This window comes from Nonomuraea sediminis (genome assembly GCF_018531495.1).
Classification (GTDB): Bacteria; Actinomycetota; Actinomycetes; order Streptosporangiales; family Streptosporangiaceae; genus Nonomuraea; species Nonomuraea sediminis.
The window spans coordinates 515,756-530,079 of record NZ_JAHDTI010000009.1 but is presented as its reverse complement, the minus strand read 5'-3'; the positions used below and the strand labels follow the sequence as shown (position 1 = coordinate 530,079).

Genomic DNA, 14,324 nt, shown 5'->3' with positions numbered 1-14,324 from the left:
TCGCGGCATGACCTCAACGGCCGGCGACCTCCTGGCTCTCATCAGCGCCGGGGCGGCGACCACGCGAGCCGACCTGGCCAAGCTCACGGGCCTGGCCAGGTCGACCGTCTCCCAGCGGATCGACGCGCTCGTGGAGCGCGGCCTGCTGGAGGAGAGCGAGGCCATGGAGTCGACCGGCGGGCGCCCGCCGCGACACCTGCGGCTGGCGACGGACAGGAGCACCGTGGCCGGCGTGGACCTGGGTGTCACGCACTGCCGCGTCGCGCTGATGGACCTGTCGGGGCGGGTGCTGGCGTGCGTGGAGGACCCGATCAGGATCGAGGAGGGGCCCGAGGTCGTGCTGGCCCACGTCGACCGGCGGGTGGAGGGCCTGCTGGCCGAGACGGGGCGGACCAAGGGGTCGCTCGAGGCCATGGGCATCGGCGTGCCGGGGCCGGTCGAGTTCGCCACGGGGCGGCCGAACAACCCGCCGATCATGCCGGGCTGGAACGAGTACCCGATCCCGGACCACTTCGACACCAAGGTGCTGGTGGACAACGACGTCAACGTGATGGCGCTGGGCGAGCACCGCAACGCCTTCCAGCACGTCGACCACCTGCTGTTCGTCAAGATCGGCAGCGGCATCGGCTGCGGGATCATCGCCGACGGCAGGCTGCACAGGGGCGCGCAGGGGTCGGCGGGCGACATCGGCCACATCCGGGTGAGCGGGCACGAGGATGCGGGCTGCCGCTGCGGCAACAGCGCCTGCCTGGAGGCCGTCGCGGGCGGGACCGCGCTGGCGCGACGACTGACCGAGCTGGGCATCCCCGCCGAGTCCGGCTCGGACGTGGTGGCCCTGGTGCAGAGCGGCAACACGCAGGCGCTCAGGCTGGTGCGGGAGGCCGGCCGGCTCATCGGCGAGGTACTGGCCGGCCTGGTCAACTTCTTCAACCCGCAGGTCATCGTGATCGGCGGCGTGATGGCCAGGGTTCACGAGCACCTGCTCGCCGGCATCCGCGAGACGATCTACCGGCGCTCGCTGCCGCTGGCCACCCACGAGCTGGAGATCGCGCCGAGCCACACCGGGGAGGACGCGGCGGCGCTGGGCGCCGGGATCCTCGCCATCGAGCACCACCTGTCGGTGGCGAACGTCAACCGGCTCGTCGCAGGCGCAGGATGAGCTGCTTGACGTCGGTGGCCGCGTACTTCTCCGCCGCCACCGACGGGTCCGAGCACAGCAGCACCGGGCCGTCGTCCCGGCTGTCGGGCAGCTGGCCGTGACTGCCGCGCACGCCCGACGGGTCGAGCGGCACGACGTCCATCAGGTAGCGCAGCCCGGTCTTCTTGCGCAGCAACGCCCTGGCGGCGCGCAGCTTGCCGCCCGGCGCGAACAGCAGCTCGGCCGGGTCGTAGCCGGGCTTGCGGTGGATCTCCACCGCGCGGGCGAAGTCGGGCGCGCGCGCGTCGTCCAGCCAGTAGTAGTAGGTGAACCACGAGTCGGGCTCGGCCACGGCCACCAGGTCGCCGGCGCGCTCGTGGTCGATGCCGAAGGCGGGTTTGGTCTCGGCGTCCAGCACCAGGTCGACGCCGTCGAGCTCGGCCAGGACCGCCCGCGTCCTGCCCAGGTCGGCAGGGTCGCGGACGTAGACGTGGGCGACCTGGTGGTCGGCGACGGCGAAGGCGCGCGAGGTCCACGGGTCCAGGTACTCCATGCCGTCCTGGGTGTGCACGTGCAGGAGCCCGGCCCTGCGCAGCGCCCGGTTGACGTCGACGGGCCGGGAGACGCCGGTGATGCCGTACTCGGAGACGACCAGCACCTGGTCGCCGCGCTCGCGGCACAGCTCGATCAGGGGCCGCAGCGCCGTGTCCACCTCGGTGGCGGCCCGCACCGCCTCGCCTGAGGAGGGCCCGAAGCGCTGCAGGTCGTAGTCGAGATGCGGGACGTAGACGAGCAGCAGGTCCGGGGCGTGGCGCTGGAGAACGCGCCCGGCCGCCGCGATGATCCACCGGCTGGAGGCGATGGACGCGGTCGGACCCCAGTAGGTGAAGAGCGGGAAGCCGCCGATCCTGGAGACCAGGTCGTCGTGGAGGTCGGCAGGGTAGGTGTAGCAGTCGGGCTCCTTGCGGCCGTCGGCGTAGTAGATCGGGCGCGGGGTGACCGTCCAGTCGACGCGCGCCCCCATGGCGTACCACCAGCACAGGTTGGCGACCGTGCCGTCCAGCTCGTCCCAGACCTTGGAGCCCTGGACGAGGGCGTTGTGCTGCCGCCACAGGTGGACCTCGCCCAGGTCGCGGAAGTACCAGCCGTTGCCGACGATGCCGTGCTCGCGCGGCGGCAGCCCGGTGAGCATGGAGGACTGGACCGAGCAGGTCACCGCGGGGAAGACCGTCTCGAGCGGGGCCGAGAAGCCCTGGTCGGCCACCGAACGTACCGCGGGCATGTGCGGGAGCAGGCGCGGTGTGAGGCCCACCACGTTGATCACGACGAGCGCCATCACGCCTCCTCGAGGCCGAGTTCGATCAGGGTGTCGCGGGTCCAGGCCAGCTCGGCGGCGATGCCCGCGGCCAGGTCGTCCTGCCTGCCGGGCAGGACGTCCCAGGTGTAGGTCTCGACCTCGAGGTGGTCGGCGTCGGTGCTCGCCAGCACCTCGGCCAGCGCCTGCCGCAGCACCGGCCGGGTGCTGGACAGCGGCGGCGGCGGGTCGGCGTGCAGGGGGATGTGGAAGTGCACGCGCCAGGGCCGGTCATCAGGCAGTACGGCCAGCGCCTCGTCGAGGTCGTCGGCGCCCAGCGAGCCCGCCCTGGTCTGGTGCAGGAAGCGGGGCTCGACGAAGCGCTCCAACTCCCGGCGAGCGGCGGCGGGGTCGCGGGCCTCCAGGGCGGCGGACGCCTGGACCTTGACGACGGGTAATCCGCCCAGCTTGTCGAGGGCCTCGCGGGGATCCTCGTGCATAACCGCGAGGTGGCACGTGTCCAGGCATATCCCGAAATATCGGGGATCGAAGTCTTTGAGGAGGGCGGCGGCCTGGTCGACGGTCTCGATGACGCACCCGGGTTCCGGCTCGAATCCGACCCGGATCCTGCGCCCGGTGGCGCTCTCGACTGCCTGGAGTTCGATCGCCAGCAGGTCCAGGGCGGCCAGTGCGGCGTCGGCCGAGCGGGTGCGCCAGCACAGCGGCAGCGTGGAGATGCTGCCACGGGCGGCGTCCTCCGGCAGCAGCGCGGCCAGCGCCCAGGCCAGGTCGGCGGTGTAGGCCAGGCGCTCCGGCTCGGCCCAGTCCGGCCGGTACACCGCCCCCTTGACCACCGGCCGCTGGAACCCGTCGTAGGGGAAGCCGTTGAGCGTGACCACCTCCAGGCCCCGCCCCGCCAGCTCGGCCCGCAGCCGCTCGGGATGGGCCCGTACCTCGGCCGCCGCGGGAGCCGCCAGCCACAGGCCCAGCCCCAGCAGCCCGGCGCCGAGCCGCTCGCGCACGGGGACCGCGTACCGGTCGAACTGGGCGACCACCCCCGCCAGGTCCTCAGCGGGATGGACGTTGGTGCAGTAGGCGAGGTGGACCAGGCGGTCGCGGTGGCGGAAGCGCATCAGCCACCCCGCTTGATCGAGTTGCCGGCGAAGGTCTCACCGGCCGCGGTGTCCAGCGCCAGCCGGCCGCTCTGCCCGTAGAACTCGACGGGATTGCGCCACAGCACCCGGTCGACGTCGTCGTCGGAGAACCCGGCCGCTAGCATCGCCTCGCCGGTCCTGCGGGTCTTCAGCGGGTCGCTGCGTCCCCAGTCGGCGGCCGAGTTGATCAGGATGCCGGCCGTGCCGTACTCCTGGAGGATCTTGACCATGCGCCGCTCGTCCATCTTGGTGTCCGGGTAGATGGAGAAGCCCATCCAGCAGCCCGACCCGGCGACCAGGCCGACGGTGAGCTCGTTGAGGTGGTCGACCACGACGCGCTCGGGCGCGATCCCCGCCTCGCGGACGACGTCGAGGGTGCGCCTGGTGCCCGCCACCTTGTCGCGGTGCGGGGTGTGCACGAGGACCGGCAGGCCGGACTCGCGCGCGAGCGCCAGCTGGGCGGCGAAGACCTCGTCCTCCTCCGGGGTCATCGAGTCGTAGCCGACCTCGCCCACGGCGACCACCCGGTCCTTGGCGAGATAGCGCGGGATGATCTCCAGCACCTCGCGGCAGCGCGGGTCGTTGGCCTCCTTGGGGTTGAGCGCGATCGTGCAGTGGTGGGCGATGCCGAACTGGCCGGCGCGGAAGGGCTCCCAGCCGACCAGCGAGTCGAAGTAGTCGGCGAAGCTGGCCGCCGAGGTGCGCGGCTGACCCAGCCAGAAGGCCGGCTCGACCAGGGCACGCACTCCCGCCGCGGCCATCGCCTCGTAGTCGTCGGTGGTCCTGGACGTCATGTGGATGTGGGGATCAAAGATGCGCATGGACGACCTCCATCACGTCCGCCGCTACCTCGCGGCCCGCCGCCGTCCGCTCCCTGGCGTAGTCGGCCAGCATGCGGACCAGTTCCGGGTCGGTCCGCTGCCCGAGTCCCGCCACCCGGGCCAGCGGGATGCCGCAGAACACGCACTTGAGCACGCCCTGCCGCCAGGCGTCGGCGGGCAGGTGGGCGGCGGCGTAACCGCCCATCGCCGACTCGATCAACCGGGTGTCGTTGGTGCGCAGCGCGTCGAGCACGAGGGGCACGCCCTCGTCACCGTCGATCGCCTCCAGCGCGCGCAGGACGGCCAGCTTCTCCCCGGCGTCGCCGTACCGGTAGAGATCGGGCAGCTCGCGCGCCGCAGCGTCGCGGGGGAGCGCCGCGATCAGCTGCTGCCGTGACTCCTCTCCCCAGGTGCGGGCGGCCGCGGGGAAGAGGGTGGCGATCTTGCGGGGTTCGGTTCTCAGCAGGTCACACGCCTCGTGCAGGGATCGCGCCATGCTCTCCGCCTTCCGGAGGAATGCCAGGGAACGGCGGGCCACGTCCACCGCCGCGTGGGAGTGCCGGGGCAGCTCGACGGCGACCAGGCCGGGGAAGTCGCGCAGCGCCGCGAGCACGGGGGCGAACTCGATCTCGCCCTCGCCGAACTCCAGGTGCTCGTGCACGCCCCGCCGCATGTCGTCGATCTGCACGTTGACCAGGTACGGCAGGGCCCGCCGTACGCATTCGGCCACCGGGGCGGGCTCCAGGCAGCGGCAGTGGCCGATGTCCAGCGTGAGCCCGAACAGGTCCGGCGCGCCGAGCCGGTCGCGCAGGGCCAGGTAGCCGTCGATGGTGTCGATGAACATGCCGGGCTCGGGCTCGAACCCGAGCGGGACGCGGTACCTGTCGGCCGCCTCGAGCACCTCGGCGCAGGCGTGGGTGAGGCGGTCCCAGGGATCCTCCAGATCGGGAGGGCTGCCGCTCCAGAAGGAGACCGCCGTGGCGCCCAGGTCGGCGGCCATGGCGCACGCCCTGCGCAGCAGGTCGATCCTCCTGTCGGAGTCGAAGAGGGTGGGCTGGTGCTTGCGCCAGGGGTCCAGGAGGTAGCGGGCGCCCGTCTCGACGACGCAGGACAGGCCCAGGTCGCCGAGTCGCCGGGCGATGCGGCTGACGTCGGGGAAGGAGTAGGGATCGAGGTGGTGGTGGTCGAGGGTGATGGCGACGCCGTCGTAGCCGAGGTCGGCCAGGATGGCCAGGGCGTCGTCGAGGCGGTGGTTGTCGAACCCGTTGGTCCCGTAGCCGAACCTCATGTTGGGGAGACCTTCCTGGCCAGGCGGCTGGCCAGCGGGTGGGCGGCGACCACGGCCAGCGCTCCCGCCAGGTTGCCGCTTCCTGCGATCAGGGCGGCCTGCAGCGGGATCAGCGCCATGATTCCCGCGCCCACCGCCTTCCTGACCGTGGGCGGCGACCCGTCCTTCACCGTCTCGACCTGGGCCCTGCCGAAGGACCCGAGGTAGGAGGCGGCCAGCACGCCGGTGACCGCGCGGGTCCCGGCCGGGGCGCCGCCAATGGCGCGGCCCGTCATGGTCGCGGCCGTAACGGCGATGGCGGTGGTTGCGGCCAGGGTGGCGGTGGGTACAGCGGGGCCGGTGCCCTCGACCTCGCGCCTGCTCAACGCGGTGACCGCCGCGGTGTGGGCGCCCACGAGCAGCGCGGACGGCACCGCCCTGGCCGAGCGGCCGCCTAACAACACGTTGAGCGCACGGCAGGCCGCCATGGCCACCGGACCTACGGCCGTGGACTTCAGCCGCAGGTCATAGGCCCACACGGTGGCGGCGAGCGGCACCGCGACCGCCATCGCCCGTCTCCCGCCCGAGACGGCGGCCAGTGCCAGCCCGGCGGCGGTGAGCCCCACGCTCGCCCCCAGCGCGGCTCCGGGCGAGACTCGACCCGACGGGATCGGCCGCTCGGGGCGCTCCCGCGCGTCCACCTCCCGGTCGGCGTAGTCGTTGAGAGCCATCCCCGCCCAGTAGAGGCAGATGGACCCCGCCACCAGCCCGGGCTTCACCGGCCTGCCCGCCGCCGCGGCCCCGGCCAGCAGGTCGCCGGGCACCGACAGCGCGGCAGAGGCACGGACCAGCTCGAGCAGGGCCCGTAACCGGCCCGGCCTCACAGCGCCCCGGCCCAGGCCACGAGGGCGTCGAACTGCCGCGACAGGGCGTGCTGGGTGGTGTCCACCGGGTCCTTGAAGAAGAAGCCCAGCTCGGGGACAGGACCGGCGCGGCCGGCGGCCTGGGCGGCGGACATGAACCTGGCCAGGTCGAGCACCAGCGGCGCGGCCAGCGTGGAGTCGCACCCCTGCCAGGTGAACTGCAACGTCATCCCCACCCCGAGGAACCCCTCGAAGGAGACGTGGTCCCAGGCCGTCTTCCAGTCGCCCAGGTCGGGGACGTAGTCGATGTGGATGTCGCCGTCGACCGGGTAACCGAGCACCTCGGTGGTCAGCCGGCCCTTGGAGGAGATCTTGCTGCTGGCCGCGAGCGGATCGGCCAGGGTCTGCCCGTCGCCGCCGCCCAGCAGGTTCGTCCCCGACCAGGAGCGCACCCGCAGCGCGCGCTGGGCGAACATCGGCGCCAGCACCGACTTCACCAGCGTCTCCCCGGTCTTGGCGTCGCTGCCCGCGTACGGCACGCCCCGGGACAGCGCCAGCTCGCGCAGGGCGGGCAGGCGCCCGCCGGTGGAGGGGGTGAAGTCGACGTAGGCGCAGCCGCCGCCCATGGCGGCGTAGGCGTACAGGGAGCTGGAGTCCAGGACGTGCAGGTCGGCCTCGAGGGAGGCCAGGTCCCGGGTGGCCGGGTGGGGTTCGGAGCGGGGCTGGGTGGAGGCGACGTTGATGACGACCACCCGCTCCAGGTCGTGGCGCCGCCGGAAGTCCGCGAGGTCGTCCCGCAGCCGCTCGACCGCCTGGCCAGGATCCCCGTCCTGGTGGCCCGGCCTGATCTCCGCCTCGGCGGCCTCGATCGCCGGGCCCACCTGGCGGACGACGTGCTCGGGTACGGCACCGCCTCTGGCCAGTTGCTCGGCCCGCTTGGCCAGCGGTATCCCGGTCACGTCGTGGCCGCCGAAGACCAGGTCGGCCACGTCGGGCAGGCGCGCTCCCGCGAAGTCGGGCAGCTCGCTCACGCAGCCCACCGGCGGGACTAATCGGGCCCGCAGCGCCGCGGCGCCGATCACGGTCGCCGTGGCCACGGATCCTCTAGCTCCGATCAGCCAAACTCCTGTCCGCATTCCGGTCACCCTCTCTCATGGTCAATCCACCGAGGCCAGCACGTGTTCGATCACCATCACGGCGGCGCCGATCATGCCTGCCCGGTCTCCCAGCTCGCTGGCCTGGATGCGCAGGTGCTCGGTGGCCAGCGGGAGCGAGCGGCTGTAGACCACCTCGCGTACCCCGGCCAGGACGTGCTCGCCCGCCTCGGCTATCGCGCCGCCGATGACGATGGTGGAGGGATTGAAGAAGTTGACCATGGAGGCGAGCACGGAGCCGATCTCGCGTCCCGCCTGCCGTACCAGCTGGACCGCGGGCAGGTTGCCCGCGCGCACCAGGTTGACCACGTCGCGGCTGGTCACGGCGCCCTCGAGCTGGGCGGCCAGGGCGGCGCCGCCGGCGATGGCCTCCAGGCAGCCGGTGTTGCCGCACCGGCACAGGGCCAGCTCGCCGCCCGCCACCTGGATGTGGCCGATGTCGCCCGCCGCCCCCTGAGCGCCGCGGTGCAGGTGGCGGTCGGAGATGACGCCGCACCCGATGCCTGTGCCGATCTTGACGAAGATCAGGTGGTCCGTCTGGGGATGCGCGGCCCAGTGCTCGCCCAGGGCCATGATGTTGACGTCGTTGTCGACCAGCACCGGCACGCCGAGCCGCGCGCCCAGCCACTCCGGTACGGCGAAGCCGTCCCAGCCGGGCATGATCGGCGGATTGACCGGGCGTCCCGAGGCGTGCTCGACCGGGCCCGGCAGGCCGACGCCGACCCCGCAGACGTCGTCCAGCGTGTACCCGGCCTCGGCGAGCAGGTCGGTGAAGCTGGTGACGAGCCAGCCCAGCGTCGCCTCGGGCCCGCGGTCGATCGCCACGTCGGCGGTCCGCTCGGCCAGGATCTCGGTGCCGAGGTCGGTGATCGCCAGCCGGTCGTGCGTCGCGCCGAGGTCGGCCGTCAGCACGACCCTGGCGGCCCGGTTGAAGGAGAACGCCGTGGCGGGACGCCCGCCGGACGCGATGGCCTCCTCGTGAGGCACGATCCAGCGGTTGCTCAGGAGCGTGTCGAGCCGCTGCGAGATCGTGGACCTGGCCAGCCCGGTGAGCTGGGCCAGGTCGGCCTTGGTCCGGGCCTGGCCGTCCCTGAGTATGGCGAGCAGCGCTCCCATGCCGTCCACTCCGTTGAATCCCCTCGTGTCGGACTATTTGCGGTTGTATCACAACTTTTGCTTGACCGTCGTTATAAGTCCCTCTTACGATCCGATCTGCGACTAGTTATGTCGACCATCGACATATCACTGGAGGTCGGCAGTGCTCAACATGAGCGGGATCGGCAAGAGCTTCCTCGGCGTTCGCGTCCTGTCCGGCGTTGACCTCGAAGCCCAGGCGGGCGAGGTGCACGCGGTTGTCGGTGAGAACGGCGCGGGCAAGTCGACGCTGATGAAGATCCTCGCCGGCGTCCACGTGCCGGACGAGGGCACGATCACGATCGACGGCCGTACGGTGGCCTTCCACCACCCGCTCGACGCGCAGCGCGCCGGGGTCGCGATCATCTACCAGGAGTTCAACCTCCTGCCCGAACGCAGCGTCGCCGAGAACGTCTTCGTCGGCAGGGAACCCGCACGGCGCGGTGTCGTGGACCGCGCCGCCATGGAGGCCGAGACCGAGCGATTACTCGGCGAGCTCGGCGAGACCGGGTTCGGCCCCCGCCACCGGGTGGGCGCGCTCGGCGTGGCGCAGCAGCAGGTCGTGGAGATCGTCAAGGCGCTGTCGATCGACGCGCGGATCATCGTCATGGACGAGCCCACCGCCTCGCTGGCCGAGCACGAGGTCGAGCTGCTCCACACGCTCGTGCGCCGCCTGCAGGAACGCGGCATCGCGATCCTCTACATCTCGCACCGCCTGCGCGAGGTCTTCGACCTGGCCGACCGCGTCACCGTGCTGAAGGACGGCGCGCTCGTCGCCACCCGCCCGATCACCGAGCTGACCACGGCCGAACTGGTGCGGCTCATGGTCGGCAGGGAGCTCAGCGACTACTTCCCGCCCCGGGCGACGCCCGGCGAGATCGGGGACGTCCTGCTGAAGGTCGCGGACGGGGGCAACTCCCGGCTCCGCGGCATCGACCTGGAACTGCGCGCCGGGGAGATCACCGGCGTGGCCGGGCTCCAGGGGTCCGGCCGTACCGAGCTGGCCAAGGCCGTCTTCGGCGCCGAGCCGTTCACCGAGGGGCACATGACGCCCGTCAGGCCCAGGACCGTCCGCGAGGCCATGGCCGCCGGCATCGGCCTGGTCACCGAGGACCGCAAGGCCGAGGGCCTGGCCCTGCGCCAGTCGGCCGGCGACAACGCCCTGCTGGCCGCCCGCGCGACCGGGATGCGCAACGGCAAGGTGCGCGAGCTGCTCCAGCGCGTGGGCCTGGCCCCGCCCGACCCCGAGCGCGAGGTCCGGTACCTGTCAGGCGGCAACCAGCAGAAGGTGGTCCTGGCCCGCTGGCTGAACGTCAAGCCGCGCGTGCTGGTCTTCGACGAACCCACGCGCGGTGTCGACGTGGGCGCCAAGGCCGCCATCCACGACCTGGTCAGGGACCTGGCCAGGGACGGGGTGGCGGTGATGATGATCTCCTCCGAACTGCCGGAGCTGATCGGCATGAGCGACCGGATCATCGTGCTGCGCGAGGGCCGGATCGCCGGGATCCTGCCCGCGGGCTCCTCGGAGGAGACGATCATGCACCTGGCGGCCTCCCATGAGTGAGCAGGTGATCAGAAGGCTGCAGTGGAGCCCGGTCAGGGTCGTCTTCCTGGCCCTGGTCCTGGTCGCCGTCATCGGCGCGGCCGTCGGCGGCGGCGACTACCTCACGCTGGAGACCGTCGTCGGGATCCAGCAGCGCTCGGCGGCGCTGGGCATCGTCGCCGCCGGCCAGACGCTGGCCATCCTGGCGGGCTCGCTGGACCTCAGCGTGGCCTACCTCATCAGCCTCAGCTCGCTGGTGGCCGCCGAGATCATGGAGACGGGCGACGTGGCCGGGGGAGTGGCGGCGGTCGTCGCGATCAGCGCGCTGGTCGGCCTGGTCAACGGCACGGTGATCACCAAGCTGAGGGTGCACGCCTTCATCGCCACGCTCGGCGTGGGCCTGGTCATCAGAGGCGTCATGGACCACCTCTACGACGGCCCCGCGGGCAAGGTGCCCGAGTCGTTCCAGCTGCTGGGCTACTCCCGGATCGGGCCGATCCCGATCTCGGCGATGCTCTGGGCGGGCGTGGCGCTCGCCGTCTGGTTCCTGCTCGCCAGGACCCGGTACGGCTACCGCGTCTACGCCGTCGGCGGGGACGTCGACGTGGCGCGGCTGTCGGGGGTCCGGACGGATCGGGTCGTGATCGTGACCCACGTGCTCTGCTCGCTGTGCGCCGGGATCGCCGGGCTGCTGCTCGCCAGCCGGTTGGGCGCGGGCGCGCCGACGGTCGGGAGTGACGGCGGCTACGACCTGGAGTCCATCGCCGCGGTGGTGCTCGGAGGCACGGCGCTGGCCGGGGGCAGGGGCGGCGTGGGCGGCACCGTGGGCGGGGTGCTGCTGCTGGCCGTACTGGACAGCGTGTTCAACCAGCTCGAGGTCAACTCCTTCTTCAAGGACGTGGTGCGCGGCGTGGTCATCGTGGCGGCCGTGGCGATCTACGCCAGGAGGCGCAAGTCATGAAATATGCGATCTTCGTGGTCCTGATCGTGCTGCTCGCCGCGGTTGCCGTGGCCAACCCCTACTTCCTGGAGCCGGCCGGGATCCTGGCCTTCCTCAAGCGGGCGACGCCCCTGGTGATCCTGGCGGCCGGGCAGTACTTCGTGATCGTCTCCGGCGAGTTCGACCTGTCGGTGGGATCGCTGGTGACGGTCGAGGTGGTCGTGGCGGCGCGGCTGATCGACGGCAGTGAGGGGGCCACCTGGCCGGTGCTGGCGCTGCTCGTCGTGCTCGGACTGCTGGTCGGGCTGGTGAACGGGCTGGTCACGACCCTGCTGAGGGTGCCGTCGTTCATCACCACGCTGGGGATGATGCTGATCCTGTCCGGCGCGGTCTTCCTGTGGACGGGCGGGGCGCCGCGCGGGGCGCTGTCGCAGAACTTCCGGATCTTCGGGCGGGACACCGTCTGGGCGGTCGCCATCCTGGTCGTGGTGGTCGCGGCGGCGGTCCTGCTCAGCAGGTCCACCTTCGGCAAGACGCTCATCGCCACCGGCGACAACGAGCGGGCGGCCAAGCTCTCCGGCGTGCGGGTGAACCGGGTGCGGATCCTCGCCTTCGCCCTGTCGGGGCTGGCCGCGGCGATCGCCGGCATCATGCTGGGCGGCTTCGCCGGGGTCTCCGCCCAGGTGGGCCAGGGGCTGGAGTTCTCGGCCATCACCGCCGTCGTGCTGGGCGGCGTGGCGCTGGGCGGCGGCAGGGGCGCCGTCGTCTCGGCGATGGGGGGCGCGCTCACGCTGGAGGCGCTGTTCACCCTGCTCAACCTGTACGGGATCTCGGGGGCTCTCGAATACGCCGTGCAAGGCGTGATCATCGTTGCCGCTGTGGCGGCGGGAGCCGTACGGCTGCCTGCGATTCTCAGAAAGGGAGACGCTCATGCGTCATAAGTCGACAATCCTGCTGTTCGCCACGGCGTTAGCGGTGGCGGGCTGCACCACCGACAAGCCGGCCGCGACCGCGTCCCAGAGTGCCAAGCCGAGCGCGAGCGCGAGCGAGGCCACGGGCAGCGGCACGGGCGAGCAGTCGAAGTTCTTCGTCCAGGCCGACTACGACGCCCAGCTGGCGATGCGCGGCAAGACGCCGCAGGGGCCCGCCGACAAGCCGTGGGAGCAGGCCATCGACCCGCAGATGGTCAGCACCGCCAAGTACAAGAAGTCCGGGAACATCCACCTGTGCTTCTCCAACGCCGCGGTCAACAACCCGTGGCGGCAGGTCGGCTGGAAGAGCATGCAGGCCGAGGTGTCCACGCACAAGGAGATCACCAAGTTCACCGCGCTTGACGCCGAGGGCAAGGACGACAAGCAGATCACCGACATCGCCGAGCTGACCGGCAAGGGCTGCGACGCGCTCATCGTCTCGCCGAACACCACCGCCACCCTCACGCCCGCCGTCAAGGCCGCCTGCGAGAAGGTCCCGGTGATCGTCTTCGACCGCGGCGTGGAGACCGACTGCCCCGTCACGTTCATCAACCCGATCGGCGGCTACGCCTTCGGCGCCGACGGCGCCGAGTTCCTGGTCGAGAAGGTCCCGGCCGGCGGCAAGATCCTCGCGCTGCGCATCCTGCCCGGTGTGGACGTGCTGGAGACCCGCTGGTCGGCGGCGAAGGTCAGCTTCGACAAGAGCCAGCTGAAGGTCGTCGGCGTGGAGTTCACCGACGGTGACGCCGCCAAGACCAAGAACATCGTCACCGACTACATCCAGCGCTTCGGCAAGATCGACGGCGTCTGGATGGACGCCGGCGCCACCGCGGTCGCCGCCATCGAGGCCTTCGAGGACGCCGGCCTGCCCGTCCCGCCGATCGTGGGCGAGGACCAGCAGGACTTCCTGCAGAAGTGGAAGCAGAACAACCTCACCGCCATCGCTCCCACCTACCCCACCTACCAGTGGCGCACCCCGGTCATCGCGGCACTGAAGATCCTCAAGGGCGAGGAGGTGCCGAAGACCTGGAAGCTCCCGCAGCCCAAGATCACCTCCGACAACCTCGACAAGTACCTGCAGCCCAACATGCCCCCGCTGCACTACGCCCTGTGCGGCTGCGAGGCCCTGCCCGGCTATCCCCAGACCTGGGGTGGCAAGTGACCTCGATCGGGGTCAACACCTGGGTGTGGGTCTCGCCGCTGACAGACGACGATCTGGTACGGCTGGTACCGCGCATAGCCGGCTGGGGCTTCGACGTGATCGAGCTCCCGGTCGAGCAGCCGGGCGACTGGGACCCCGCCCGGGCCAGGGACCTTCTCGACGCCCATGGCCTCAGGGCGTCGGTGGTCCTGGTCATGCCGCCCGGCAGGGAACTGGTCGCCGCGGACAAGGTCGCCGAGACGCAGGACTACCTCCGCCACTGCGTCGACGTGGCCTCGACTGTCGGCTCGCCGGTCATCGGCGGACCGGCCTACGCCTCGGTCGGCCGTACCTGGCGCATGTCGCCTGAAGAACGAGAGGGGATCTATGCCGAACTGAGGCGGAACCTCAGGCCAGTGCTGGACCACGCGGCCGAGAAGGGTGTCCGCGTGGCCGTCGAGCCGCTCAACCGCTACGAGACCAGCCTCGTCAACACCGTCGAGCAGGCACTGGAGGCGCTGCCCGAGGACGCGGGGATCGCCCTGGACGTCTACCACATGAACATCGAGGAGAAGGACCCGGCCGAAGCCGTGCGCCTGGCGGGCGAGCGCATCGCCCACGTGCAGGTGTGCGGAACCGACCGGGGCACGCCAGGACAGGACCGCTTCGACTGGCCCGCCTTCACGCGGGCCCTCGATGCCGCGGGCTATCGCGGGCCGCTGGTCATCGAGTCTTTCACCGCACACAACCAGAGCATCGCCACGGCCGCCTCCATCTGGCGGCCGCTCGCCCCGAGCCAGGACGCCCTGGCCGCGGACGGGCTGGCCTTCCTCAGATCGCTCTAGCAGGAGTCGGAATCCGCCATGCGCAGAGTTCTCGCTGCCCTCATTTCCCCTTTACTCGC

13 protein-coding genes are annotated in these 14,324 nt (G+C 71.5%); 6 read left to right on the top strand and 7 right to left on the bottom strand.

Translation table 11 applies throughout. The features are described from left to right. The first annotated feature begins 7 nt into the window (after positions 1-7). Entirely contained in the window at positions 8-1,159 is a 1,152-nt protein-coding gene (locus KIK09_RS34120) for an ROK family transcriptional regulator (RefSeq protein ID WP_214323506.1), read from the top strand. Here the strand turns inward: KIK09_RS34120 and KIK09_RS34115 are convergent. Genes KIK09_RS34115 through KIK09_RS34085 form a run of 7 tightly spaced genes read right to left on the bottom strand, consistent with a single transcriptional unit; the run spans position 1,131 to position 8,807 of the window. Beyond that, a complete protein-coding gene (locus KIK09_RS34115; RefSeq protein ID WP_214323505.1) occupies positions 1,131-2,474 on the bottom strand; it encodes an alkaline phosphatase family protein in 1,344 nt (447 codons plus the stop codon). The two genes, KIK09_RS34120 and KIK09_RS34115, sit on opposite strands and share 29 nt — an antisense overlap. Beyond that, positions 2,474-3,565 carry a metabolite traffic protein EboE gene (gene eboE, locus KIK09_RS34110; RefSeq protein ID WP_214323504.1) on the bottom strand — a complete coding sequence of 364 codons (1,092 nt, stop codon included), beginning with the start codon at positions 3,563-3,565 and terminating at the stop codon, positions 2,474-2,476. Before eboE ends, KIK09_RS34115 begins: the two co-directional genes overlap by 1 nt. Further along, positions 3,565-4,407 carry a TatD family hydrolase gene (locus KIK09_RS34105; protein ID WP_214323503.1) on the bottom strand — a complete coding sequence of 281 codons (843 nt, stop codon included), beginning with the start codon at positions 4,405-4,407 and terminating at the stop codon, positions 3,565-3,567. The genes eboE and KIK09_RS34105 overlap by 1 nt, the downstream gene beginning before the upstream one ends. Further along, positions 4,394-5,695 (bottom strand): EboA domain-containing protein, encoded by a 1,302-nt coding sequence (locus tag KIK09_RS34100; protein WP_214323502.1) that lies wholly within the window; start codon positions 5,693-5,695, stop codon positions 4,394-4,396. The genes KIK09_RS34105 and KIK09_RS34100 overlap by 14 nt, the downstream gene beginning before the upstream one ends. After that, on the bottom strand, positions 5,692-6,558 hold the full coding sequence (locus KIK09_RS34095) for an SCO3242 family prenyltransferase (protein WP_214323501.1): 867 nt from the start codon (positions 6,556-6,558) through the stop codon (positions 5,692-5,694). Before KIK09_RS34095 ends, KIK09_RS34100 begins: the two co-directional genes overlap by 4 nt. Next, positions 6,555-7,673 (bottom strand): inositol-3-phosphate synthase, encoded by a 1,119-nt coding sequence (locus KIK09_RS34090; RefSeq protein ID WP_214323500.1) that lies wholly within the window; start codon positions 7,671-7,673, stop codon positions 6,555-6,557. The genes KIK09_RS34095 and KIK09_RS34090 overlap by 4 nt, the downstream gene beginning before the upstream one ends. A 21-nt stretch (positions 7,674-7,694) precedes the next feature. After that, positions 7,695-8,807, bottom strand: coding sequence for an ROK family protein (locus tag KIK09_RS34085; protein WP_214323499.1), 1,113 nt, complete (start codon positions 8,805-8,807; stop codon positions 7,695-7,697). Between the two features lie 151 nt (positions 8,808-8,958). On the opposite strand from KIK09_RS34085, the gene KIK09_RS34080 reads away from it, so the two are divergent. Genes KIK09_RS34080 through KIK09_RS34060 form a run of 5 tightly spaced genes read left to right on the top strand, consistent with a single transcriptional unit; the run spans position 8,959 to position 14,265 of the window. After that, the gene (locus KIK09_RS34080) at positions 8,959-10,389 is read left to right on the top strand and encodes a sugar ABC transporter ATP-binding protein (RefSeq protein WP_214323636.1); all 1,431 of its coding nucleotides are present in this window, start codon (positions 8,959-8,961) and stop codon (positions 10,387-10,389) included. Next, the gene (locus KIK09_RS34075) at positions 10,382-11,329 is read left to right on the top strand and encodes an ABC transporter permease (RefSeq protein WP_214323498.1); all 948 of its coding nucleotides are present in this window, start codon (positions 10,382-10,384) and stop codon (positions 11,327-11,329) included. Before KIK09_RS34080 ends, KIK09_RS34075 begins: the two co-directional genes overlap by 8 nt. After that, positions 11,326-12,249 (top strand): ABC transporter permease, encoded by a 924-nt coding sequence (locus KIK09_RS34070; RefSeq protein WP_214323497.1) that lies wholly within the window; start codon positions 11,326-11,328, stop codon positions 12,247-12,249. Before KIK09_RS34075 ends, KIK09_RS34070 begins: the two co-directional genes overlap by 4 nt. After that, positions 12,239-13,441 (top strand): ABC transporter substrate-binding protein, encoded by a 1,203-nt coding sequence (locus tag KIK09_RS34065; RefSeq protein ID WP_214323496.1) that lies wholly within the window; start codon positions 12,239-12,241, stop codon positions 13,439-13,441. Before KIK09_RS34070 ends, KIK09_RS34065 begins: the two co-directional genes overlap by 11 nt. Further along, the gene (locus KIK09_RS34060; RefSeq protein ID WP_214323495.1) at positions 13,438-14,265 is read left to right on the top strand and encodes a sugar phosphate isomerase/epimerase family protein; all 828 of its coding nucleotides are present in this window, start codon (positions 13,438-13,440) and stop codon (positions 14,263-14,265) included. The genes KIK09_RS34065 and KIK09_RS34060 overlap by 4 nt, the downstream gene beginning before the upstream one ends. Positions 14,266-14,324 lie beyond the last annotated feature (59 nt).